Annotated in this window: 19 protein-coding genes; 9 read left to right on the top strand and 10 right to left on the bottom strand. The window is 64.2% G+C overall.

Translation table 11 applies throughout. The features are described 5' to 3' along the window. Positions 1-20 precede the first annotated feature (20 nt). Positions 21-707: a DUF1345 domain-containing protein gene (locus FXB40_RS38560; RefSeq protein WP_148777492.1), complete on the bottom strand. Its 687-nt coding sequence runs from the start codon at positions 705-707 to the stop codon at positions 21-23. A gap of 9 nt (positions 708-716) precedes the next feature. After that, positions 717-1,640, bottom strand: coding sequence for a polyprenyl synthetase family protein (locus FXB40_RS38555; RefSeq protein WP_148777491.1), 924 nt, complete (start codon positions 1,638-1,640; stop codon positions 717-719). A gap of 161 nt (positions 1,641-1,801) precedes the next feature. Here FXB40_RS38555 and mtgA point away from each other — a divergent pair, with 161 nt between their 5' ends. From mtgA to FXB40_RS38540, 3 genes are all read left to right on the top strand, one after another. Beyond that, positions 1,802-2,476 (top strand): monofunctional biosynthetic peptidoglycan transglycosylase, encoded by a 675-nt coding sequence (mtgA, locus tag FXB40_RS38550; protein WP_148777490.1) that lies wholly within the window; start codon positions 1,802-1,804, stop codon positions 2,474-2,476. Between the two features lie 165 nt (positions 2,477-2,641). Beyond that, complete coding sequence (rpmF, locus tag FXB40_RS38545; RefSeq protein WP_007598106.1) at positions 2,642-2,824, top strand: 50S ribosomal protein L32; 183 nt, start codon at positions 2,642-2,644, stop codon at positions 2,822-2,824. Positions 2,825-2,977: 153 nt separating this feature from the next. Continuing rightward, entirely contained in the window at positions 2,978-3,619 is a 642-nt protein-coding gene (locus FXB40_RS38540; protein WP_187437436.1) for a hypothetical protein, read from the top strand. A 6-nt stretch (positions 3,620-3,625) separates the two neighbouring features. Here the strand turns inward: FXB40_RS38540 and FXB40_RS38535 are convergent, their stop codons facing one another. Continuing rightward, positions 3,626-3,886: a hypothetical protein gene (locus FXB40_RS38535; protein ID WP_148777488.1), complete on the bottom strand. Its 261-nt coding sequence runs from the start codon at positions 3,884-3,886 to the stop codon at positions 3,626-3,628. Between the two features lie 219 nt (positions 3,887-4,105). Here FXB40_RS38535 and FXB40_RS38530 point away from each other — a divergent pair, with 219 nt between their 5' ends. Further along, on the top strand, positions 4,106-5,800 hold the full coding sequence (locus FXB40_RS38530; protein ID WP_187437435.1) for a putative bifunctional diguanylate cyclase/phosphodiesterase: 1,695 nt from the start codon (positions 4,106-4,108) through the stop codon (positions 5,798-5,800). Positions 5,801-5,924: 124 nt separating this feature from the next. On the opposite strand, the gene FXB40_RS38525 is transcribed toward FXB40_RS38530, so the two are convergent. From FXB40_RS38525 to FXB40_RS38510, 4 genes are all read right to left on the bottom strand, one after another. Further along, positions 5,925-8,792, bottom strand: a complete 2,868-nt coding sequence (locus FXB40_RS38525) for a PAS-domain containing protein (RefSeq protein ID WP_148777486.1) — start codon at positions 8,790-8,792, stop codon at positions 5,925-5,927. A 204-nt stretch (positions 8,793-8,996) separates the two neighbouring features. Next, on the bottom strand, positions 8,997-9,872 hold the full coding sequence (locus FXB40_RS38520) for an acyl-CoA acyltransferase (protein ID WP_148777485.1): 876 nt from the start codon (positions 9,870-9,872) through the stop codon (positions 8,997-8,999). Positions 9,873-9,908: 36 nt separating this feature from the next. Beyond that, complete coding sequence (locus FXB40_RS38515; RefSeq protein ID WP_148777484.1) at positions 9,909-10,889, bottom strand: amino acid--[acyl-carrier-protein] ligase; 981 nt, start codon at positions 10,887-10,889, stop codon at positions 9,909-9,911. Between the two features lie 82 nt (positions 10,890-10,971). Further along, positions 10,972-12,186 (bottom strand): acyl-CoA dehydrogenase family protein, encoded by a 1,215-nt coding sequence (locus FXB40_RS38510; protein ID WP_148777483.1) that lies wholly within the window; start codon positions 12,184-12,186, stop codon positions 10,972-10,974. A 355-nt stretch (positions 12,187-12,541) separates the two neighbouring features. Between FXB40_RS38510 and FXB40_RS38505 the strand changes: the two genes are divergently transcribed. From FXB40_RS38505 to mtnA, 3 genes are all read left to right on the top strand, one after another. After that, positions 12,542-12,814: a phosphopantetheine-binding protein gene (locus FXB40_RS38505; protein ID WP_148777482.1), complete on the top strand. Its 273-nt coding sequence runs from the start codon at positions 12,542-12,544 to the stop codon at positions 12,812-12,814. 109 nt (positions 12,815-12,923) lie between these two features. Continuing rightward, a complete protein-coding gene (locus FXB40_RS38500) occupies positions 12,924-13,799 on the top strand; it encodes an S-methyl-5'-thioadenosine phosphorylase (protein ID WP_148777481.1) in 876 nt (291 codons plus the stop codon). A gap of 18 nt (positions 13,800-13,817) precedes the next feature. Next, a complete protein-coding gene (gene mtnA / locus FXB40_RS38495; RefSeq protein WP_148777480.1) occupies positions 13,818-14,927 on the top strand; it encodes an S-methyl-5-thioribose-1-phosphate isomerase in 1,110 nt (369 codons plus the stop codon). A gap of 92 nt (positions 14,928-15,019) precedes the next feature. Here the strand turns inward: mtnA and FXB40_RS38490 are convergent, their stop codons facing one another. After that, positions 15,020-15,655, bottom strand: coding sequence for an HAD-IA family hydrolase (locus tag FXB40_RS38490; protein WP_187437434.1), 636 nt, complete (start codon positions 15,653-15,655; stop codon positions 15,020-15,022). An 85-nt stretch (positions 15,656-15,740) separates the two neighbouring features. Here FXB40_RS38490 and FXB40_RS38485 point away from each other — a divergent pair, with 85 nt between their 5' ends. After that, on the top strand, positions 15,741-16,499 hold the full coding sequence (locus FXB40_RS38485) for a S1 family peptidase (protein ID WP_148777479.1): 759 nt from the start codon (positions 15,741-15,743) through the stop codon (positions 16,497-16,499). A 121-nt stretch (positions 16,500-16,620) separates the two neighbouring features. Further along, a complete protein-coding gene (locus FXB40_RS38480) occupies positions 16,621-18,123 on the top strand; it encodes a flavin-containing monooxygenase (protein WP_148777478.1) in 1,503 nt (500 codons plus the stop codon). Between the two features lie 18 nt (positions 18,124-18,141). Here FXB40_RS38480 and FXB40_RS38475 read toward each other — a convergent pair whose 3' ends face one another. Both FXB40_RS38475 and FXB40_RS38470 read right to left on the bottom strand, forming a co-directional pair. Beyond that, a complete protein-coding gene (locus FXB40_RS38475; RefSeq protein ID WP_430648177.1) occupies positions 18,142-19,068 on the bottom strand; it encodes a response regulator in 927 nt (308 codons plus the stop codon). Further along, positions 19,052-22,423, bottom strand: coding sequence for a hybrid sensor histidine kinase/response regulator (locus tag FXB40_RS38470; RefSeq protein ID WP_148777477.1), 3,372 nt, complete (start codon positions 22,421-22,423; stop codon positions 19,052-19,054). Before FXB40_RS38470 ends, FXB40_RS38475 begins: the two co-directional genes overlap by 17 nt. Between the last annotated feature and the right edge of the window lie 43 nt (positions 22,424-22,466).

The raw sequence follows: 22,466 nt of genomic DNA, 5'->3' as shown, positions 1-22,466 counted from the left end.
CCGGGACAATGTCGTCGGGATCATGTCGCGATCGCACTCGCCGCGATGTTCACCGTCAGCGCCAACAGGGCCGTGTTGTAGATGAAGGATACGATGCCGTGCGCCGTGGCGGTGCGGCGGATGGTCTTGTCGGTGATGCCGACGTCGGAGACCTGTGCGGTCATGCCGATCACGAACGAGAAATAGACGAAGTCCCAATAGTCGGCGTGGTCTTCCTTGTCGCCGCTGGGGAATTGCAAGCCGCCCGGCGGATGGCGGTAATAGTCATGGGCATAATGCAGTGCGAACGTCGTGTGCACGGCGGCCCAGGACAGCGCGATGGTGGTGATGGCGATGGTCAGCTCCGCAGCGCCGCGATGGGCGCCGAGCTCCGCGACGATCGCCGCGATGCTCGCGAACGCGCCAATCGCCGTCACCAGCAGGATCACGAAGCGGCCGTCGTCCTGCATCGCGGCGCTGCGGCGGATGTGCTGGTGGTCGTTGCACAGCATCATGCTGTAGACCAGCACGAGATACACTGCGATCAGCGCATCCCAGCCGAGCACAAGCCGCGTCGTCAGCCGGAGCGAGCTTGGCAGAAGCAGGCAGACGAGGATGCCGATACCGAACGAGATGAACGTCCGCGGCCGCGCATAGATCAGCCGCATCGGCCGCGACATCTGGCGGAAGCGGGCGAGGACGGGGTCTTCTTTGCCCTCGGCCGCCATCGATGCGCGTCAGTTCTTGCGTTCGGCGACGAAGCGCGCGGCGGCTTGCAGCACGGCGGCGCGATCGCCGAAGATCGAGACGGCGCTGTCGGCGCGCGCCAGCAGATCACGCACGCGCTGCTTGGCGCCTTCGATGCCGAGCTGCGTCACGAAAGTGGTCTTGCCGAGCGCGGCATCGGCGCCGGCCGGCTTGCCGAGCGCGGCGGCATCGCCTTCGACGTCGAGCAGGTCGTCGGCGATCTGGAAGGCTTCGCCGAGCGCGCGGCCGTAATCGTCGAGCGCCTGATATTCCTTCTGCGAGGCCTGGCCGAGGAGGGCACCGGCGATGCAGCCGTAGCGCAACAGCGCGCCGGTCTTCATCTGCTGGATGCGCGCGACATCGATCGGCTCGTTGCCGCCAAAGCGGCCTTCGCCGGCGAGATCGAGGATCTGGCCGCCGACCATGCCGCCGATGCCGGCGCAGCGCGCCAGCGCGCGCGTCAGCAGGAGGCGTACATTGGCGTCGCGATGGATTTCGTCGCGGGTGACGATGTCGAAGGCGAGCGTCAGCAGGCCGTCGCCGGCGAGAATCGCGGTCGCGTCATCGGTCTGCTTGTGCAGGGTGGGGCGGCCACGGCGCAGGTCCGAATTGTCCATTGCCGGCAGATCGTCATGGATCAGCGAATAGCAGTGGATGCATTCGAGCGCGGCGCCGACGAGCAGCGCTGCTTCGCGGGGAATGCCGAATACGGCGGCGCTCTCGACCACCAGGAATGGCCGCAGGCGCTTGCCGCCATTCAGGCTCGAATAGCGCATTGCGTCCATCAGTCGCTTGGGACGGGCGATCTCATCGTGCAGGATGTCGTCCGACAGGAGGCGCCCGAGCAGGGCTTCGGTGTCATCAGCGGTCTTGTCCAGACGTTTGGCGAAATCGGACGGGGACGTGCCGGTCATCAAGAAAGGCTCCAGAACCAAAATTCGGCGGGACAATCCTTTATGAGCCGGCCCCAGTCAATCGTTTGGAAGGCCTAAAAAGTGCTGGAAAAGGCCCAGATTATCACAGACTTAATGGCGGGATTCGCGGCCAGGTTTCAGTTTGCGCCGGAAAGGTCGATTTGCGCATCGTCAAAATCCTGCTGGTGATGGTCGCGGTCGCGTTGCTGGCGCCCTATGTGATCGCGCCATTCTACCGCACCGGACATCCGGTTTCGACGCTGATGGCCTGGCGCTCGCTGACGGGCGCGCCGATGCATCGGGAGTGGATCGATCTGGCGGCGATGTCGCCCTATGTGCCGCGCTCGGTGGTGGCGGCCGAGGACGCCCATTTCTGCAAGCACCACGGCATCGACTGGGGCGCGCTGCGCGAGGCCATCGACGACGCCAAGGAGGACGGCACGCCGTTCCGCGGCGCCTCCACCATCACCCAGCAGGTCGCGAAAAACCTGTTCCTCTGGCAGGGGCGGGATTTCGTCCGCAAGGCGCTGGAATTCCCGCTGGCGCTCTGGATCGATTTCGTCCTGCCCAAGCAGCGGATCCTGGAAATTTACCTCAACATTGCCGAGCTCGGCCCGCAGGGCCAGTTTGGGGTCGAGACGGGCAGCGCCTATGCCTTCGGCAAGTCGGCGGCCAACCTCTCCCCCCGCGAAGCGGCTCTTTTGGCCTCGATCCTGCCGAATCCGGTCAAACGCAGCGCCAGGACCCCGGGACCTGGCGTCCGGCGGCTGGCCGGGACCTATGTGGCAAGAGGACAGGCCTCCTCGCTTTTGACCTGTTGGCGGGAAAATCGCTGATTTCGGGCCGTTTTCGGGCGCATTTTCCGGCCCAAGAGCCTAGATTTACGGCCAGCCTTCCTCTATAAGCCCGGCCTTGATCGGCATTTCGCTCGCCCCGTTTGGGTGCTGAGCCGTCCCCCGCGGACGATGCCCTGATGACACCAATCCCTAGAGGATATTGAAATGGCCGTTCCGAGACGAAAAACTTCGCCGTCGCGCCGTGGCATGCGCCGCTCGGCAGACGCCATCAAGAAGCCGACCTATGTGGAAGACAAGGACTCCGGCGAGCTCCGTCGTCCGCACCATCTCGACCTCAAGACCGGCATGTACAAGGGCCGTCAGGTCCTGAAGAAGAAAGAGTCCTAAAGACTCTTCTCAGGCAGGGTTATCCTCGATCAGGATGACGTGACCTGCCTGATTTCGGCCAATCCATGAGATATGACGGTGTCGGCGGCGGAGCGAATGCTTCGCCGTCGCGTTGTCTTGCCCGGACATCTTGATCGAGAAGGCGCTTTGCCGATGGTCGGTTTCCCGCTGCTTCTGATTCCGCTCGCGGTCTACAACATCATCGCCTTCCTGATGCCCAGCGTGTCCTTCTCGGACGTGCTGTTCAAGGTGCCGATGATCACCGGCGAGACCTGGCCGGTCACGCTTGCCGACCTGCTGCTCGCGCTTGGCGTGCTGCTGCTGCTGCTCGAAGTGGTCAAGGGGGCGCGGCCCGGCGCGAAATTCCTGATGGATCATCTGCTGTCGCTGATCCTGTTCGGCACGGCCGCAGCCGAATTCGTGATGTGGCCCAAATTCGGCAATTCCACTTTTTTCCTGCTGGCGCTGCTTTCGATGGCCGATTTCCTCGGCGGCATCGCCCAACGTGCACGCCGCCGCATCGCCTACGTTGCCGCCGAGACGGTGGCGCTGCCGCGCAAGGCGAAGCGCCAGGCCGAGGCGCCGCCGCCAGCAACGGTGTTCGAGCCGAAGCTCGATCCCGTGCCTGCGCGGCAGCCTGAGGCGCCGCCTGCGCCCTCGGCGCAATCGGTTGCCGAATCCGTTTTGATGGATCACCCCGCGCCGAAGCCGGGCATCGTGGCGTCGCCGGAAATTCCCTCGCCGCATTTGCAGCCGGGCAACGGCACGCCGTCCTCGCCCGAAGAGCCGCGCTGATCGGTGCTACGCCACCTGACGTGTGCGTGAGGTGACGCTCGGAAGCGGGCCCTTGCCGCCATAGGCCATGCGTGCGTCCTCGGACGAGCCGCGGCGCAGCCGGCTTGCCTGGGGCAGGTGCTCGGCATTGGCGATCAGCTGGGTGACGAAGCTCGGATCGGGGCGCGTCAGCGGCACCTTGCGGACCAACTGTAAAACGGGCGTCAGCGGCACCACCGCGGTGCCCATCGTCCGCTCCGCTTCGTCCGATTTATCAGTCGTCACCATCGTAACACCGTCAGGCCGGTCAACTGTCGCGTTTCGAGACGAAGCGCGCTGTGCCTGTGATGGGTCTCGCAAGGCCTATGCCGGTCGAGCCTATATGGTTCCGGGGGCCCGCAGAACGTGGTTTCCAAATTGTTTATGAACTTTGCCTAGGGTCGGAGGCGAATCTGGCCGTATTCTGTGCCGGCTCAGGACTCCCCGCTGTCCCGAAACGAGGCGCTTTTGACCCCCGCATTGCCGCAAGCCTCCGAAATCCTGGCCGCTCTCGGTCAGGCCGTGTTCGTCTGGGATCTCGCCAGTGACGCCATCGTCTGGGGCGAGCAGGCCGGCGCCATCTTCCCCGGCATTCCGGCCGAGCGCCTCGCGACCGGCGCCGAGTTCGCCAAGCTGATCGAGCCCGCGCAGACGCTGCGGAGCGCGGCGCTGGCCCAGACATCCGCGGTGTACGGCACCGACGGCACGCCCTACCGGGTCGAATATGGCGTGCGCATGAGCGCGTCCGATCCCGTGGTCTGGATCGAGGAGACCGGCCGCTGGTTCGCCGGTGCCGACGGCCGCCCGATGCGCGCGATCGGCTCCGTCCGCATCAACAATGAGCGGCGCGCCCGTGACGAGGAGCTGACCAAGCTTGCCCGGCTTGATCCCTTGACCGGCGAGCTCAACCGCTCTCACCTGATCGCGGCGCTGGCCGAAGCTATCGAGGAGACTAGCCGCTTCCGCTCGACCGCAGCCTTCCTGCTGGTCGGCATCGATCATCTTGCCCGCGTCAACGACGCCTTCGGCTTCGACGTTGCCGATGCCGTGATCCTCGATGTCGCCAAGCGCATTCGCGCGCGCTTGCGCGGTGGTGATGTGCTCGGCCGCTTCTCCGGCAACAAGTTCGGCCTGATCCTGAAGAACTGCACCGTCGACGACATGAACGTTGCCGCGGAGCGCTTTCTCGCCGGCGTCCGTGACGAGGTGGTGCCGACCAAATCCGGTCCGGTCTCGGTCACCGTCTCGATCGGCGCGGTCAGCCTGCCGCGCTATGCCCGCAACGCCGACGAGGCCGTCAACCGTGCCCACGAGACGCTGGATGCCGCCAAGCGCCGCCGCGCCGGCTCGTTCGCCGCCTGGCGTCCGAATGCCGAGCGCGACGCCCAGCGCCGCGTCAACATTCGCGTCACCGACGAGATCGTCACCGCGCTCAACGAGCGCCGCATCAAGCTCGCTTATGAGCCGGTGGTATCGGCTGCCACGCGCGAGGGCGCGTTCCACGAATGCCTGGTACGGATGGACCAGGGCGACGGTCAGGTGCTGCTCGCGCCCGACATCGTTCCCGTCGCCGAGCGGCTCGGCCTCATTCGGCTCGTCGATCACCGCGTGCTCGAGCTCGTGGTTGCCGAGCTCGCGGCCGCGCCCGACATCCGCCTCAGCCTCAACATCTCGCCGGATACCACGATGGATCCGGACTGGTGGGCCGGAATCGAATCGCTGATGCGCGCCCATCCCGGCGTCGCCGAGCGCCTGATCGTCGAGATCACCGAGACGGTCGCGATCCAGGACATCGACGATGTCCGCGCTTTCGTCAGCCGCCTCAAGAACTTCGGCAGCCGCATCGCCATCGACGATTTCGGCGCCGGCTACACCTCGTTCCGCAATTTGCGCAAGCTCGGCGTGGATATCGTCAAGATCGACGGCGCGTTCGTGCAGAACATCACGCATTCCGCCGACGACCGCGCCTTCGTGCAGACGCTGATCGACCTCGCCCGCCGCCTCGACATCAAGACCGTCGCCGAATGGGTGCAGGACGAGGAGGCCGCCAACATGCTGCGCGACTGGGGCTGCGACTACATCCAGGGCCGCCTGATCGGCCTCGCTTCAAGTGACCGCCCATGGAGCGCACCGCCGGACAGCGTGCTGCCTGCGGCGGGGTAGGGTGGGAAAGGCGCATTTGCGCCGTGCCCACCATTTCGCACCGAATGCGACGAATTTCTCCTTTGAAATCAACGCCCCTTCTACTGTGCATGGGGTTGTTTTCGCGGCACGAGAAGGACGAGGCTCACGCCACGCGGCGGACGGTGTTCAGCCGCTCGATAGCGCGCTCTACCTCGGCCGCCGGGCACGGCTTGCCGAAATAATAACCCTGCACTGCGGTGCAGCCGCATTCGCGGACGAAGTCGAGCTGCTCCACCGTCTCGACGCCTTCCGCCGTGGTCTCGACGCCAAGCACGGAGCCGAGGCTCGCGATGGTGCGGACGATGGCGACACTCTCCGGACTTTCGCCGAGCGTGCCGACGAAGGAGCGGTCGATCTTGATCCGGTCGAACGGAAATTTGCGCAGGTAACTCAGCGAAGAATAGCCGACGCCGAAATCGTCGAGGCTGACGCGCACGCCGAGGGCGCGGAGCTGGTGCAGGATCCCGATCGTCGCTTCGCTGTCGTCGAGCAGCGCCGTCTCGGTGACCTCGAGCTCGAGCCGCTGCGGCGGCAGGCCGGCTTCTGCAAGTGCGCTCGTCACCATCGACACCAGTCCGCGCGAGCGGAACTGCACCGGCGACAGGTTCACTGCGACCGTGACATCCGGCCATGAGGCCGCTGTGGCGCAGGCCGTGCGCAGCACCCATTCGCCGATCGGAACGATCAACCCGTTCTCTTCGGCGATCGGAATGAATTCGGCCGGCGAGACGAGGCCGCGCGACGGATGTTTCCAGCGCAGCAGCGCCTCGAAGCCGGTCAGCTCGGTGGTGTCGAGCCGCACCTGCGGCTGGAACACCAGATGGAATTCGTTGGCTCCCAGCGCGCTGCGCAGGTCATGTTCCAGCGCGTGCCGGCTGCGCGCCTCTTCTTCCATCTCAGGCTCGAACAGCTGATAGGCGCCGCGTCCCTTGGCCTTGGCCTGGTACAGCGCGAGATCTGCGCATTTCATCAACTCGTCGGCGTCGAGGCCGTGATCGGGTGCGATCGCGATGCCGACGGAGGCGCCGACATGGATCGACTGGCTCTCCAGCGGCGGCGGATGGCCGATGATCTCGACCAGGCGTCGTGCAAGCCGCTCCGCCGATTGCGGCTGCGGTCCGCGCTGGAGCACGGCGAACTCGTCGCCGCCGAGACGGGCGACGGTGTCGTGCTCGCCGACATTCTCCTTCAGCCGCGCCGCGACCCAGCGCAGCAGCCGGTCGCCGGCGGCGTGGCCGAGCCGGTCGTTGACGGTCTTGAAATTGTCGAGGTCGAAGCACAGCACCGCCATGGCGCCGCCGGCGATCGCGACCTGGTTCAACCCCTCTCCCATCTTCTCGCGGAACAGCGTGCGGTTGGGAAGATCGGTGAGGGAATCGTGCTGCGCCATGTGCGCGACCCGGGCCTGGGCCTTGTGACGCTCGGTGACGTCCTCATAGGTGACGACCCAGCCGCCATGCTCCATCCGCTTGTGGTTGAGCTTGATGATGCGGCCGTCGGTCAAATGGCGGTGCAGCGTGTGCTCGCCCTCGCGCAGCCGCTCGACATAGTCGGCATAGATCTTGGCGGCGGTCGTGTTCGGATGGATGCCGAGATCGCAGCTGTGCTCCATGATCTCGCGCATCGAGACGCCGGGCTTCACGATGTCAGGCGACAGGCCGTACATCTCGATGTAGCGGCGGTTGCAGACGATCACGTGCAGGCTCGCGTCGAGCATGCACAGGCCCTGGCTCATGTTGTTCAGCGCCGCGTCGAAGCGGCGATACTGCTCACTCAGCTCCTCGACCGCGCGTTCGCGTTCGGTGATGTCCTCATAGGTGGCGACGAAGCCGCCCTCGGGCAGCGCGCAATAGCGCACCGAGATCATCGTGTCGTTGGTCATGCTCCGCCGCATCGGCGAGGAGTCGTTGCTGTCGATTCGCGCCTTGGCGGCTTCCAGAATCTGCTGTGGGCTGTATTCGGAGGAGAAGGCGCCATTCGCCATCGAGCGCTCGATCAGCTCGGCGAGATGCGTGCCGGGCTTGCTCTCCTCCGGCGACAGCCGGTAGATCTCCTGGTAGGTGGAGTTGCAGATGCGCAGGCGCATGTCGCTGTCGTAGAAGGCGAGCCCATGCGCCATGTTTTCGAGCGCGGCATCCAGCATGAGGTTCTGCTGCTTCAGCGTCTCTTCGTGCTGCAGCCGTTCGGTGACGTCCTCGTGCACGGTGACCCAGCCGCCGTCGGGCATGAATCGGGATACGGCCTGGACCCTGCGGCCGTCATAGCGCGTCACGAGAACGGTTTTCGGGCTCCTGGTCAGGACGTCGTTCATCCGGGCATCGCGGAACTCGTCTCCGGACATGTCCGCCTTGTTACCGCGCGACAGCCAGTGCTCGATCGCCGTGCTGTGCAAGATGCCGGGTTTAATGACCTTGGGGTCGAGATCGTAGAATTGCAGGAAGCGTTCGTTGCAAACGACGACGCGGCTATTGGCGTCATACATGATGAGGCCGTGCGACATGTTCGCGAGCGCGTGCTGACTGCGCTCGGTCTGAAGTTGCAGCTCGGTCTCGAGTCGGGCGAGGCGGCTGACATCGTCGCAGATCGTCATCCAGCCGCCATCGGGAAGCGGCTTCAGCTCAAGCGTGATGACAAGGCCGCTCGCGAGCGTCTGCCGAGTGCGGAATGGCTTGCCGGTAGTGATCAATGCGATCCGGGAAGCGTAGAGCGCGTCAACCTCACCTGCCGGGATATTGCCGAGCGCCACGCTGTGGCCGAGCACGTCGCGGTAGCGCGTTCCGATCCTGACGATGTCGGCCGACATCTCGAACAGTTCGATGTACCGGCGGTTGACCAGCACGATCCGGTTGTCGGCATCGTAAACGCAGACGCCCTGTTCCATGCCATCGAGCGCAAGCTGACTCAGCGAGAGCAGGGCCTGCTGGCCTTGCTCGCGGCTTGCACCGAGCTCGTTGTCGCGGGTCGACGTCATGGGATCAGTGGATCTCGGTGGCAATAGACTTAACGCAACGTAATTCAGCCACTGAGGGTAGCGAAGAGGCGGGAAAATTCCCTTAAGCGCCGTAGTTTACGGAGGGTGACTGGTGATGAAGAGAGTGAGGATCTCAAGCAACAGATCCCGGTGTCATCCCGGCCTTCGCCGGGACAACACCGTTTCTGCTGTAAGGTACCGCCCCTACGGCCCGTAGAGGACGAGTTCCGTATCCGTGAGATCAGCCAACCGCGGGCGGTGCGGGCCCTTGAAATATTTGCGACCGCGTCGCTCGGTATAAATACCGACAAGGCCGGGGATGGGCTCGTTGGAATCGACGATCACCGAGATCTTGCCCAGCCGCAACAGCAGCCGGCCGATGCGGCCGGCGCAGGCGGCGTATTCGGCGGCGCTGCGGCAGTAGATCAATTGCATCGCCGGCGGTGCGATGAAACCGCGGCGGATGCGCATCGGTTGCAGGATGAAGGGGAAAACGCCCTTCGGCGTGCGGCAAACCAGGCTCAGGCAATTGTAGCGCGCATGCCGCGTCAGCAGCTCGGTCTCTTCGTCGGAGAGTCCTTCGATCTGCTTGGTATGCTGCGAGATCACCTCGATCTTGCTCCAGCGCGGCGCGCGCGACAGCGCCGGCACCGAGATGAACAGGCCGCGGCAATAGGCGCGAAAGCCCTGCGTCTCGATGATCGGCCAGGTCCGCACCGCCGGGCTGATGTTGAGATAGGTCACGTGCTTGTGCCGCTGCGCGATCTTGGTCAGCAGCGACGCGTAATTGCGGTACGCCGGCTCGACATACCAGCTCGACAGATTGCACTGGATGGCGGTCTCCTCGCCATCCTTGCGCGTGGTGTAGATCAGCAGCAGCACGCCGACCGGCTCGCCGTCATTGTCGAGCATGTAGCCGAAGCGCGGATAGCCGTCCGGCACCGGCCGGAAGGCCTGCCGGCGCAGGCCCTGGATCCAATAGTTGCGCGAGCGGCCGACGAAGCCGCGCGTCAACAGGTCCGCGACCGCATCGACGTCGGCTTCGGTGATCTCGCGACATCGGACCTTGGTGTGGATCACGCTCGTCTTACCCGTGGAAATGATCGGCCTCTTATCTTAGCGCCAGCCTTCGCCGTGGGCGTCAGCCGGAGCTAGCGGCTGCATGCCCAGAAGGTCCCGCACCTTGGCGGGCCAGGCGGAGAGATCGGTGCCGTGGGTGTGGAACATCGCGACGGCAAGGCGATCCATGCCGAAGGCGACGCAGCCGGTGTGTGCGGGCTCGCCATTGGCGTCCTGGATGCCCCAGGTCGTGCCGAAATGCTCGCGATGATAGTTGAAGCTCATGCATGCGGTCGGCTGCTCTTCCGAACGCAGCGGGATCAGAAGCTCGAACTTGAGCTGCTGCTGCTTCTGGCTCACCGCCTTCATCTGGCCGACGCGGCCGAAGAAGGGGTCGCTGGCATAGTCGACGCGGAAGGTCAGGCCGAGATCGGTCGCGATCGCCTGGGCGCGAACCATCCAGCGCTCGCGGAAATCGGCGACGTCGTCGGCTGTGCCGATGCAGACATATTCGCGCATCCGGAACGATTGCAGCCGGTCGAGATGCTTTGACGGCTCGCGGCGGAAGCAGTCGGCCGCGACGTCGAAGCGCAGGCCGCCCTTCGGCAGCTGGCCGCGGCTCGCCGCGATCGGATAGACGGGATAGCAGGCCGCGGGCGACAGCACGAGATCGGCCGGCGACAGCGACGTGGTCCAGTCGCCGCCGGCATCGAAGCGGCTCACCGCGGCGTTGATCTCGCGTTCGGTGCCATGCAGGCCGCAGACGCAGCCGAGCAGGTTCGGAAAGCTCTTGAGGTAGCCGGATTTTTCAAGCTGGCTGCGGCTCATCACCGGCGGAAAGCGCATCACCTCGGTGCCGGCTTCGCGATTGCTCGTGATCAGCGCGGCGAGCTTCTCGACGATACCTTCATAGAGCGCGGTGCGGGCATAGACGCCGTCCGAACCCATCGGGTGGAACAGCTTGTCGGCGAGATGATCGAGCGGATCCGTGGCCTGCGGCGCGGTCTCGGGCGAATTGGGGAGAACAGCAATGTTCATGTTCGACTTCCTGTTATCGGCAATTATTCTTGTTGGTCTCGAAAGCACGTCAGTCGCAAGGCTTGTTAGTCACGAAGACTTGTTAGTCACGAAGACTTGCCGGAATGCCGCTCATCAGCGTCGAGGTGGCGGCGTTGGCCAGAATGCGGTCGTTGTTGATCATGATCGGCGACGACAGCACGTCGCGAAGATGGCGGCCCATCGTGAACTCGCCGTCGTTTCGGTAGCCGGACAGGCCCGCGGTGCGCATCGCATGCATCACGGTCTCGACCGCAAGCTCGGAGGCCTGCACCTTCAAAAGCGTGATCGAGGACTGGAAATCGAGCGAGCCGAGCGCGCGCTCGTCATGCTCGGCGCGGGCGAAGGCGTCGAGATTGGCCGATATCAATGCGCGCAGTTTGGCGAGCGACATTTTCGCGGCCGTGAAGTGCGCGGCCGCCGGCGGCATCTGGCCACCGGAAGTGCGGGCCGCCTTGCGGACGAAGGCCTGCGCGCGCGTGACCGAGGCAGCGGCAATGCCGGCCCAGGTCGACGACCAGCACAGATGCGCGAACGGCGTCATGGTCTGGGCGTGGATCTTGTCATACGCTTCCGGGAAGACACGGTCCGCGGGGCAATCGACCTTCAGCTCGAAACCGGTCGAGCAGGTGCCGCGCATGCCGAGCGTTTCCCACCCCTGCGTCTGCTTCAGCGAATAATCGTCCTTGGCGAGCGCCAGCAGCACCTGGTCCGACGACGCCGCATCAGTGGCACGTCGGGCGATGGTGACGAGGCCGTCGGCTTGGGCGCCGTAGGAGATCACGGTGGCGTCGCGCACCAGCGAGACGGTGTCGCCGGCCTGGTCGACCGCGGCTGCGCTGGCGCGGATGTTGCCGCCGTTCTGGCCTTCGGTGGTGGAGGAGGCCAGCAGCCACTGGTCGCGGGCAACCCGGCGCATCATGGTTTCCATCCAGGGGATGCCGTGACCGTGGCGGATCACGCAGGCGACCTTGGTCGTATGCATCGCGTAGATCATCGCGGTCGAGGCGCAGGCGCGTCCGAGCGTGTAGCAGATGTCGGTGACGTCATGGATCGAGGCGCCGAAGCCGCCGAACTCGACCGGAATCATCACGCCGAGCAGCTTCTGCTCGCGCGCGGCATCGAAAGCCTTGTGGGGGAAACGGGCGTCTTGATCGACGCCGTCGGCGTCGGCTGCCGCCACGGTGGCGGTGTGAGCCGCGCGTTCGATCAAGGAGGGGCCTTCGAGAAGGCTCGCTTGCGTCTCGTCGACAGTCAGGACTGCTTCACGCACGTTCATGCTCGTCCGCCTCCGTTTCGTCGTTCGAGACCGCAGGCATCATTTGCGATGCCGTTCGCGATCATCCGACCATCTTTGCTTGTGATTGGAGGCTACGGATTTAATTCAAATTCGTCGATGAAATAGAGGGTAAACGATCCGCAATTCCAAATGAACAGTTAAGGCGCGGTTGTTTGCATCGCCCAAACTCCCGGTATCGCGTTAGCGAATTGGAAGAAGCACGGATTTTAGTCAATCTGAGTCATCGTTTACTAAGAAACGCGAAGTAGTGGTGCCGCCCATTGCGGGATCGGCCCGTCGTGCCCATCGTACCCGGCAACCGGCCGACCTTTTAGAGACAGATGGGAATTTGCCGATGCAGGCCTTCGATACCGATTTGCGCAATCGCATCACCAAGCTGGTGAAGGGCATCCTCGCGCAGAACTCGCTCACCGCCGATGTCACGCCGTCGACGAAACTCGTCGATGCCGGCCTGACCTCGATGGACATGGTCAATCTGATGCTGGGCGTCGAAGCCGAGTTCGACTTCACCATTCCGCAAACCGAGATTACGCCGGAGAATTTCCAGTCCGTCGAGACGCTGGAGCGCATGGTCGCGACCCAGCTGCAGCCCGCGACCGCGGCTTAGGTTAAGTATACCGCCGCCTCCCTGCAGGGTCTCCACCCCCGGTTCCAAAACCGCCGCAAAACTGGCATAGCTTAACCATGTCGCACGTAGCTGACAGGGTGGAGCAGGCATGGCGCAGGCGGTATTGGGTATCATCGGCGGCTCCGGCATCTACGATTTGCCGGGACTCGAGGGCGCGCACGAAGAGGTGATCAAGAGCCCCTGGGGCGAGCCGTCGGCGCCCGTGCGGCGCGGTACCATCGCAGGCCTGCCGATCGTGTTCCTGCCGCGTCATGACAAGGGCCACCGCCTGTCGCCCTCCGACATCAACTACCGCGCCAATATCGACGTGCTGAAGCGCGCCGGCGTCACCGACCTGATCTCACTGTCGGCCTGCGGTTCCTTCAAGGAGGAGATGCCGCCCGGCACGTTCGTTCTCGTCGATCAGTTCGTCGATCGCACCCACAAGCGCGAGAGCTCGTTCTTCGGCAAGGGCTGCGTCGCGCATGTCTCGATGGCGCATCCTGTCTCGCCGCGGCTGCGCATCCATTTGGCCGCAGCGGCCGAAGCCGAGAGCATCGCGATCGCGCGGGGTGGCACCTATGTCTGCATGGAGGGGCCGCAATTCTCCACCTATGCGGAGAGCATGACCTACAAGACGCTGGGCTATTCCGTGATCGGCATGACCAACATGCCCGAGGCAAAACTCGCCCGCGAGGCCGAAATCTGCTACGCGACGGTCGCGATGGTGACGGATTTCGATTGCTGGCATCCCGATCACGACGCCGTCACCGTGCAGGATATCATCCGCGTGCTGACGTCCAACGCCGACAAGGCCAAGGCGCTGGTGGCCCGGCTGGCCAAGGACTTTCCGCGCGAGCACGAGCCGTGCCCGATCGGTTCGGACCGTGCGCTCGACACCGCGCTGATCACCGCGCCCGAAGCGCGCGATCCCGAGCTTCTGAAGAAGCTCGATGCGGTCGCCGGGCGCATCCTGCGCGGTTGAGACGAAAGGCAGAATGCCATGAAGGTCGACGGCAAGCATTTCCGCAGCATCTGGCGCGAGCGTGACGGCTGGTCGGTCGGCGCGATCGACCAGCGCCGGCTGCCGCATGAATTCATCGTTGCAAAGCTGACCTCGTGCGACGACGCGGCGGTTGCGATCCGCGACATGCTGGTGCGTGGCGCGCCGCTGATCGGCGCGACGGCGGCCTACGGCATGGCACTTGCGATGCGCGAGGACAGCTCCGATCCGGGCCTGAGGCGCGCTTACGCGACGCTGGTCGTGGCACGGCCGACCGCGATCAATCTGAAATGGGCGCTGGACGAGATGCGTGCGACGCTCGCGCCGATCGATCCGGTCGAACGGGCGGAAGCAGCGTACGCCAGGGCCGACGAGATCGTCGAGCAGGATGTCGAGATCAACCGTGGCATCGCCGCCAACGGTCTTACGCTGATCGAGGCGATCGTCGCGAAGAAGAAGCCGGGCGAGACGGTCAACGTGCTCACCCATTGCAACGCCGGCTGGCTCGCCACCGTCGACTGGGGCACCGCGACCGCGCCGATCTATCTTGCGCATGAGCGCGGCATCAGGATCCATGTCTGGGTGGACGAGACTCGCCCGCGCAATCAGGGTGCTTCACTCACGGCGTGGGAGCTTGGCCATCACGGCGTGCCACATACGGTGATCCCCGATAATACCGGCGGGCATCTGATGCAGCATGGCATGGTCGATCTCGCCATCGTCGGCACCGACCGCGTCGCCGCCAATGGCGACGTCTGCAACAAGATCGGCACCTATCTGAAGGCGCTCGCCGCGCATGACAACAACGTGCCGTTCTACGTCGCGCTGCCGTCGCCGACGATTGATTTCGCGGTCGATGACGGCATTCGCGACATTCCGATCGAGCAGCGCAGCGGCACTGAGGTCACCGACATGACCGGCCGCACCGCCGACGGCCGATTGGAAACGGTGCGCATCGTGCCGGAGGGTTCGCCGGTCGCGAACTACGCCTTCGACGTGACCCCAGCGCGACTGGTGACAGGCCTGATCACCGAGCGCGGCGTGCTGAAACCGGATAGAGCTTCGCTCGCGGCTGCCTTCCCCGAGCGCACCGCCGCTTCGGCGGAGTAGCTCTCGTAGGGTGGGCAAGGGCGCGGAAGCGCCGTGCCCACCATATGCTTGGTGGGCACGCTTCGCTTTGCCCACCCTACGGCATTTGCGAACTAGGTCAGCTTCAACCCCGTCGCCGCCTCCAGCTCGGCGATCGCCTGCGCGCCGCTCGTAACCTTGATCGTGGTCATGCCCATTTCGCGCGCGGGCTTCAAATTGACGCCGAGGTCGTCGAGATAGACGCAGTTCTTCGGATCGACCTTCAGCGCCTCAACCATCAGTTGGTAAATGCGCGGGTCGGGCTTGCGCAGGCCGATCTTGGCGGATTCGATGACGTGGTCGAACAGCACCATGACCTCGGCGACGTAGAGCGAGCGCCCGGTCATGCTGCCGATGGTGTTGGCCGGCAAATTGTTGGTGATGCAGCCGGTCTTGAATTGTGCCTTGATGCGCTTCAGCGCCTCGACCATTTCGGGGCGCAGATCGCCTTGGAGCAGCGGCAGCACCTCGCGGCCGCGCACTTCGGCACCGAGTGCGCGCGATTCGTCTGCGAACAAATCATCGAACGTGTCGACGTCGACCTCGGCGCGCTCGAACTTGGCCCAGGCGTTTTCCAGATGATTGGCGGCGTTGGTGCGCCGGATGATGTCGACGGGCAGGCCGCGCTCGGTCTCGAACCGCGAAAACGCCTCGAACGGCGAGCTCGTCAACACGCCGCCAAAATCAAAGATCACAGCCTCGATCGCCAATGCTCCGCCCTCGTCAATTCCTTTCCAAGAGGGCTAGCATGCGCTATCGGCAAGGGCCAGTCCTGCCGAGCCCGAGCGTGTTCTCATGAAGAAGCTTGCCACTCTCACCGTAGCCGCGCTGCTGCTCGCCACGCCCGCTCATGCCATCGTCGGCGGCGGCACGCCGCAGACCGACGGCGTCGCGCGCGCGGTCGTCACCATCGTGGGCTCGCGCGGCAATTTCTGCACCGGCAGTCTGATCGCACCAAAGCTGGTGCTCACCGTCGCGCACTGCGTGCAGCCCGGCGCTGACTACAAGATCGTCGATCGTGGCGCCGATGGCACGCCCCAATTGCTGAACGTCCGCACGGTCGCGATCCACCCGAGCTTCACCATGCAGGCGATGCAGGCGCATCGCGCCACGGCAGACGTGGCATTGCTGCAACTGGAAATTCCACTCAAGGAAAAATCGACGGTGCCGGTCGGGATGCCGAATATTCCAATCCAGGTCGGCAGCCGCTTCACCATCGCCGGTATCGGCGTCACCGTGCGCGGTGATGGCAAGAGCGGCGGCTCGACGCGGGTTGCTGCGCTCGTCGCTACCGGCCAGCCCGGCACATTCCAGATCCGCCTGGTCGATCCCGTAACCAACGGTGTTCGCGACGGAATCGGCGCCTGTACCGGTGATTCCGGTGGCCCCGTGTTCGAGGACAGGCCGAACGGTGCCATGCTCGTCGGTGTCATCAGCTGGTCGACGGGGCCGAATAATGCCGCCGGCTGCGGCGGATTGACGGGGGTCACGCCGCTGACGCTCTATCGCGACTGGATCTTGCAGACGGCGCGGAGCTGGGGCGCGGCGTTGTAGTTTGATCGCGGCTTGATCTATGTCATTTTGCAGAGGAAGCGCGGTTGGCGACAATGCCCGTCGCGGAGGAAACGCGTCGCCAGTCAACGGCGGCCTGAAAAGACAAGGCATAGAAGCAACAATGAATGTCGCTGTTCGCAGTCAAGCTACGGCCAAACAGGCTTCAGAACATTTCGACGTGCTGATCGTCGGCGCCGGCATCTCCGGCATCGGCAGCGCCTATCACGTTACGAAGCAGCTTCCGGGCACGAGCTACGTCATCCTGGAGACGCAGGCGACGTTCGGCGGCACCTGGAGCACGCATCGCTATCCCGGCATTCGCTCGGACAGCGATCTTCACACCTTCGGCTACAGCTTCAAGCCCTGGGTCGGGCCGCCGATTGCGACCGCCGATGAAATCCTCGCTTACATGAACGAGGTGATCGACGACAACGATATCGCCCGCCACATCCGCTACAAACACAAGATCAATTCGGCGAGCTGGTCGAGCGAGCGAAATCTCTGGACCATCGAGGCGGTCGTGACCGACACCGGTGAGCCAAAAATCTTCACCGCCAACTTCCTCTGGATGTGCCAGGGCTATTATCGCCATTCCGAAGGCTATACGCCGGAATGGAGGGGCACGGACCGCTTCAAGGGGCGCATCGTGCATCCGCAGACCTGGCCGGATGACATCGATCTCAAGGGCAAGAAGGTCGTTGTGATCGGCTCGGGCGCGACCGCAGCGACGCTGGTGCCGAACATCGCGGACACATGCGCGCATGTCACCATGCTGCAGCGCTCGCCGACCTATTTCCGGCTCGGCCGCAACGCCATTGAGATCGCGGAGGAGCTACGCCGGCTTCAGATCGACGAGGCCTGGATCCACGAGATCGTCCGGCGCAAGATCCTGTTCGAGCAGGATGCGTTCACAAAACTCTGCCTGTCCAAGCCGGAGCAGGTGAAGAAAGAGCTGATCGGCCAGATCAGCGCGGTCCTCGGTGCAGACTACGACGTCGAAACGCATTTCACGCCGAGCTATCGGCCGTGGCGGCAGCGCATCGCCTTCGTGCCCGATGCCGATCTGTTCAAGGGCATCGCCGGCGGCAAGGCCTCGGTCGTCACCGACGAGATCGAATGCTTCGTCGAGAACGGCATCCAGCTCAAATCCGGCAAGCTGCTGGAGGCCGACGTCATCGTCACCGCGACCGGCTTCAATCTCTCGGCGCTCGGCGACATCGCCTTCGAGATCGACGGCAAGCCGCTCGCCTTCGGCGACACCGTCACCTATCGCGGCATGATGTTCACGGGCGTGCCGAACATGGTCTGGGTTTTCGGCTATTTCCGCGCGAGCTGGACGCTACGCGTGGATCTCGTTGCAGACTTCGTCTGCCGGCTGCTCGGCCACATGAAGGCGAAGGGCAGCAAGAAGGTCGAGGTGAGCTTGCGCGCCGAAGACCACAACATGCCGATCCTGCCCTGGATCGATCCGGAGAACTTTAATCCCGGCTACATCATGCGCGACATGAACCTATTGCCCAAGCGCGGCGACAAGCCGGAATGGCAGCACAGCCAGGATTACTGGACCGAGAAGGACGAAATCCCGAAGACGGATCTGGACGACAAGGCGTTTGTGTATGGGTGAGGGGACAGGGCGGTGTAGCTACGAATTCCTTCGCGTCGCATTCGTGGCAATCGCTGCCGCCGCGGTCCGGTTCTCCACGCCAAGCTTGGCGTAAATCTGCTCCAGATGCTTGTCGACCGTGCGCGGGCTCAACCCCAAAATCTGCGCGATGTCGCGGTTGGTCTTGCCTTTGCTGAGCCAGGCCAGCACTTCGCCTTCGCGGGTGGTGAGGCCGAGCTCGCTGGTGAACTCGGGCGGCAGCGCTGTGCCGGATTCCTTGGAGAGCCGCAGCAGGAACTCGTTCGGCGCGGTTTCGCCCATGTAATAGAACCGGAGCTGCGGATTGTCGGGCAGCGAAGCGGCTTGCGTCTTCGCGCTGCCCTTGCCCTTCGTCTGGTCCAGCCATTGCAGCAGGGACGGCGGCAGGACGAAGTCGTCGGCCTGCGCGCCGTGATGATCGGCCAGCAGCTTCTGGGCTTGTGGTGTTGCCCACAGGATGTGGCCCTGGCGGTTGACCGCGAACAGGAAGCGTCCGGAGACGTCGAGCGCGGTGCGCGCGCTCTGGGTCAGCCGCGCATTGCCGAGATGGACGCGGATGCGGGCCAGCATCTCCTCGATCACGATCGGCTTGGTCACGTAGTCGACGCCGCCGGCATCCAGCCCGCGCACGATGTGCTCGGTTTCGGCGAGGCCCGTCATGAAGATCACGGGGACATTGGCAAGGCCCGCGTCGCGCTTGAGCCGCCGGCACGTCTCGAAGCCGTCGATGCCGGGCATCACGGCATCGAGCAGCACGATGTCGGGTGTGATCTGGTCGACGATGCGCATCGCGGCCGCGCCGTCCATCGCCACCATCACCGTCATGCCTGCGCCGTCGAGCGCATCGGTGAGCAGCCGCAGCGTTTCGGGGGAGTCGTCGACCACGAGCACGACGTCGCGCTTTTTCGTCTCAATGCTCATAAGCATGCAGTGTTTTCAATGTTGTCATGTACTGGTCGAGATCGAAGCGATCGACCAGCGATCGCATTTCGGCGACGAAATCGGCATGCTCCGGATGTTCGCTGCCGATCTCTTCGAGCTTTAACTGGATGGCCTTGACGTAGCCGATCTGGCCGAGCCCGATCAGCGCCTCGACGTGCCTGACCGGTGGTCGCGAGCCGCTGTCCGGCCGCCACAGCGGCACGACGATCTCGTCGGAGCCGTATTGCCATTCGATCCTGAGGAGCTGTCGGATGGTCTCCAGCAGCCGTGGAATGTCGATCGGCTTCATCAGATAGCCGTCGTGGAAGGGCTGTGCCAGCGGTGCGCCGTGCGCCTCCAGCGCGCTCGCCGACACCATCAGGATACGCGCCTGGTGGTGGCCGTCGGCGCGCAGCTGTTCCGCCACAGTCCAACCGTCCATACCGGGCATCGAGATGTCGAGCAGGAACAGATCGGGCCTGCAATGCTGCGCCAGCGCAAGACAGCCAGGGCCGTCGGCGGCACTGAGCAGGATAAAGCCGAGCGGCGTCAGCACTTCGCGCAGGAGATCGCGATGCACGGGATCGTCGTCGGTGATGAGAATGGTCTTGCGCGCGCCGTGATAGCCGGAGACGGGGGTCTCCACCGGCGCGATGCGCCTGGGGTTGCTGACCTCCGATAGCAGCATCTTCACCTTGAAGGTGCTGCCGCGGCCAACGGTGCTGGCAACCTTGATGTCGCCGCCCATCACGCCGGCAAGCAGCCGGCTGATGGTGAGCCCAAGTCCCGTGCCCGTCTGCGGTTGCGAAACCCCGAGCGCGCCGCGCTCGAACGGCGCAAAAATGCGTTCGAGATCGTCGCCCTGGATACCGGGGCCGGTATCGGTCACCTCGAACTCGGCGACGGGACTGCGGTAGTGCACGATAAACTGCACGCTGCCGGTCTGGGTGAATTTGATGGCGTTGGAGAGGAGGTTGATCAGCACCTGACGCAGCCGCTTCTCATCGGCATAGACCACCGTCGGCAATGTCGCCGGCCGCCGGAACACGAAGTCGATGCCCTTGGCGCCAGCCTGGAGACGGAACATGCCGACGAGCTGATGGAGGAATTCGCTCAGATGGACCTCGTCGCGGGAGAGGTAAAGCCGCCCCGCCTCGATCTTGGAAATGTCCAAAATGCCGTCGATCAGGCCGGAGAGATGATCGGCGCTGCGGCGGACGACGCGGACCTGGTCGCGTGGCTTGGTGTTCAACGTTGCATCCTGCTCCAGCAGCTGGGCATAGCCGCTGATCGCGTTCAGCGGCGAGCGCAGCTCATGGCTCAGCCCCACCACATAGCGGCTCTTGGCGAGATTGGCGGATTCGGCGACTTCTTTGGCGCGCTGGAGCTCGGCGTCGGTGCGCTTATGCGCGTCGATCTCCTGGATCAGCAGCGTCGTCTGCCGCCGTGTCTCGGCCTCGGCCGCACGGCGGCTCTGCTGCGCCAGCACGAACAGCCAGGCGACCACGCCGATGATGATGCTGAGCGAGAAGAACACCTTCCACAGCACGTTGGAGACGAGCGAGTTCTCGCCATGCACGCTCGCCGAGGTCTGCAGATAGATCAGCCCGAGCACCAATGCGACGAGGCCGGCGGAGACCACGAAAACACCGACGTAATGGCCAAACTGCGAGTTGATCCGCTGATAGATCGGTTGCGGCAGGATCCTGCTGAGCGCATCCGCAAATTGCACCTGCGCCCGCGCATGCGGTTTGCAGAGGTCGTGGCAGCGTGCATCGAGCGAGCAGCACAAGGAGCAGATCGGGCCGGCATAGGCGGGGCAGGACGACATGTCCTCCGGTTCAAAACTGTGCTCGCAGATACAGCACTGGATCGCCTCGATGTTGGCCCAGCTCCGTTTCGGCTTGCGCGCGATGTAGAATTTCCCGTCGGTCAGCCACGCAATGATCGGTGCGGTGACGAAGGCTACCGTCAGCGCGACGAAGGCGGCAAGCGCCTTCAGGGTCGGGCCGAACAGACCGTAAAATGCTGCGATCGAGACGATGATCGCGAGCGTCATGGCGCCGACGCCGACCGGATTGATGTCGTAGAGATGCGCCCGCTTGAACTCCATCTGCGGCGGACGGAGCCCGAGCGGCTTGTTGATGACGAGATCGGATACCAGCGCGCCGACCCAGGCGATCGCGACGTTGGAGTAGAGCGCGAGCGTCTGCTCCAGCGCCTTGTAGACGCCGATCTCCATCAGCAGCAGCGCGACCATCACGTTGAACACCAGCCAGACCACGCGTCCGGGATGGCTATGCGTCAGGCGGGAGAAGAAATTCGACCAGGCGATCGAGCCGGCATAGGCGTTGGTGACGTTGATCTTGATCTGCGACAGCACCACGAAAAACCCGGTCAGCGCCAGGGCGAGATCCGGGTCCGACAGCACGTAGCGAAACGCCACGAGATACATGTGGGCGGGCTCGGCCGCCTCTTCGGGCGGTACGCCGTGGCTCAGTGCGAAGAAGGCGAGGAACGAGCCGGCCAGAAGTTTCAGCGCGCCGAGCACGATCCAGCCCGGTCCTGCGCTCATCAGGGCGATCCACCACGACGCCCTGGAGGTGCGGCGGTCGCGCGGCAGAAATCGCAGGAAGTCGACCTGCTCGCCGATCTGCGCCACCAGCGAGAATACCACGGAGGATGCGACGCCGAACAGCAACAGGTCGAAATGGCCGCCGAGGTCGCCGTGCTCGCCGGCGAATTTATGCCATTCCGTGAAGGAGTGCGGGCTGGCCCACGCGATCGCGGCAAAGGGCAGGATGTGCAGGACGACCCAGAGCGGCTGCGTCCAGAGCTGGAAGCGGCTGATCAGCGTGATGCCGTAGGTCACCAGCGGGATGATCGCGACCGCGCTGATGAGGTAGCCGATCGGGCGGGGGATGCCGAGACACATCTCCAGCGCGGTCGCCAGGATCACCGCCTCGATCGCGAAGAAGATGAAGGTGAAGGAGGCGTAGATCAGCGAGGTGATTGTCGAGCCGATATAGCCGAAGCCGGCGCCGCGCGTGAGGAGGTCAATGTCGATGCCGCATTTGGCTGCATAATAGGCAATCGGCACGCCGCAGAAGAAGATGATGGTGGAGACGACGAGGATCGCGGCCGCGGCGTTGGTGACGCCGTAATTGAGGGTGATGGTGCCGCCGATCGCCTCCAGCACCAGGAAGGAGATCGCACCGATTGCGGTGTTGGCGACGCGGGCGGCGGACCAGCGCCGCGCGCTTTTGGCGGTGAAGCGCAGCGCGTAGTCTTCCAGCGTCTGGTTGGCGACCCATTGATTGTACTGGCGCCTGACGCGGTCTATTCGCTGCCGCCCTGCCACTTAAACCCCACTCCCGAACTCGTCCGAACCTCTCGTGAACTCG

This window comes from Bradyrhizobium rifense (genome assembly GCF_008123425.1).
In the GTDB taxonomy this organism is placed as follows: Bacteria; Pseudomonadota; Alphaproteobacteria; order Rhizobiales; family Xanthobacteraceae; genus Bradyrhizobium; species Bradyrhizobium rifense.
The sequence above is the reverse complement of the archived record's forward strand: the minus strand, read 5'-3'. Positions and strand labels throughout refer to the sequence as shown.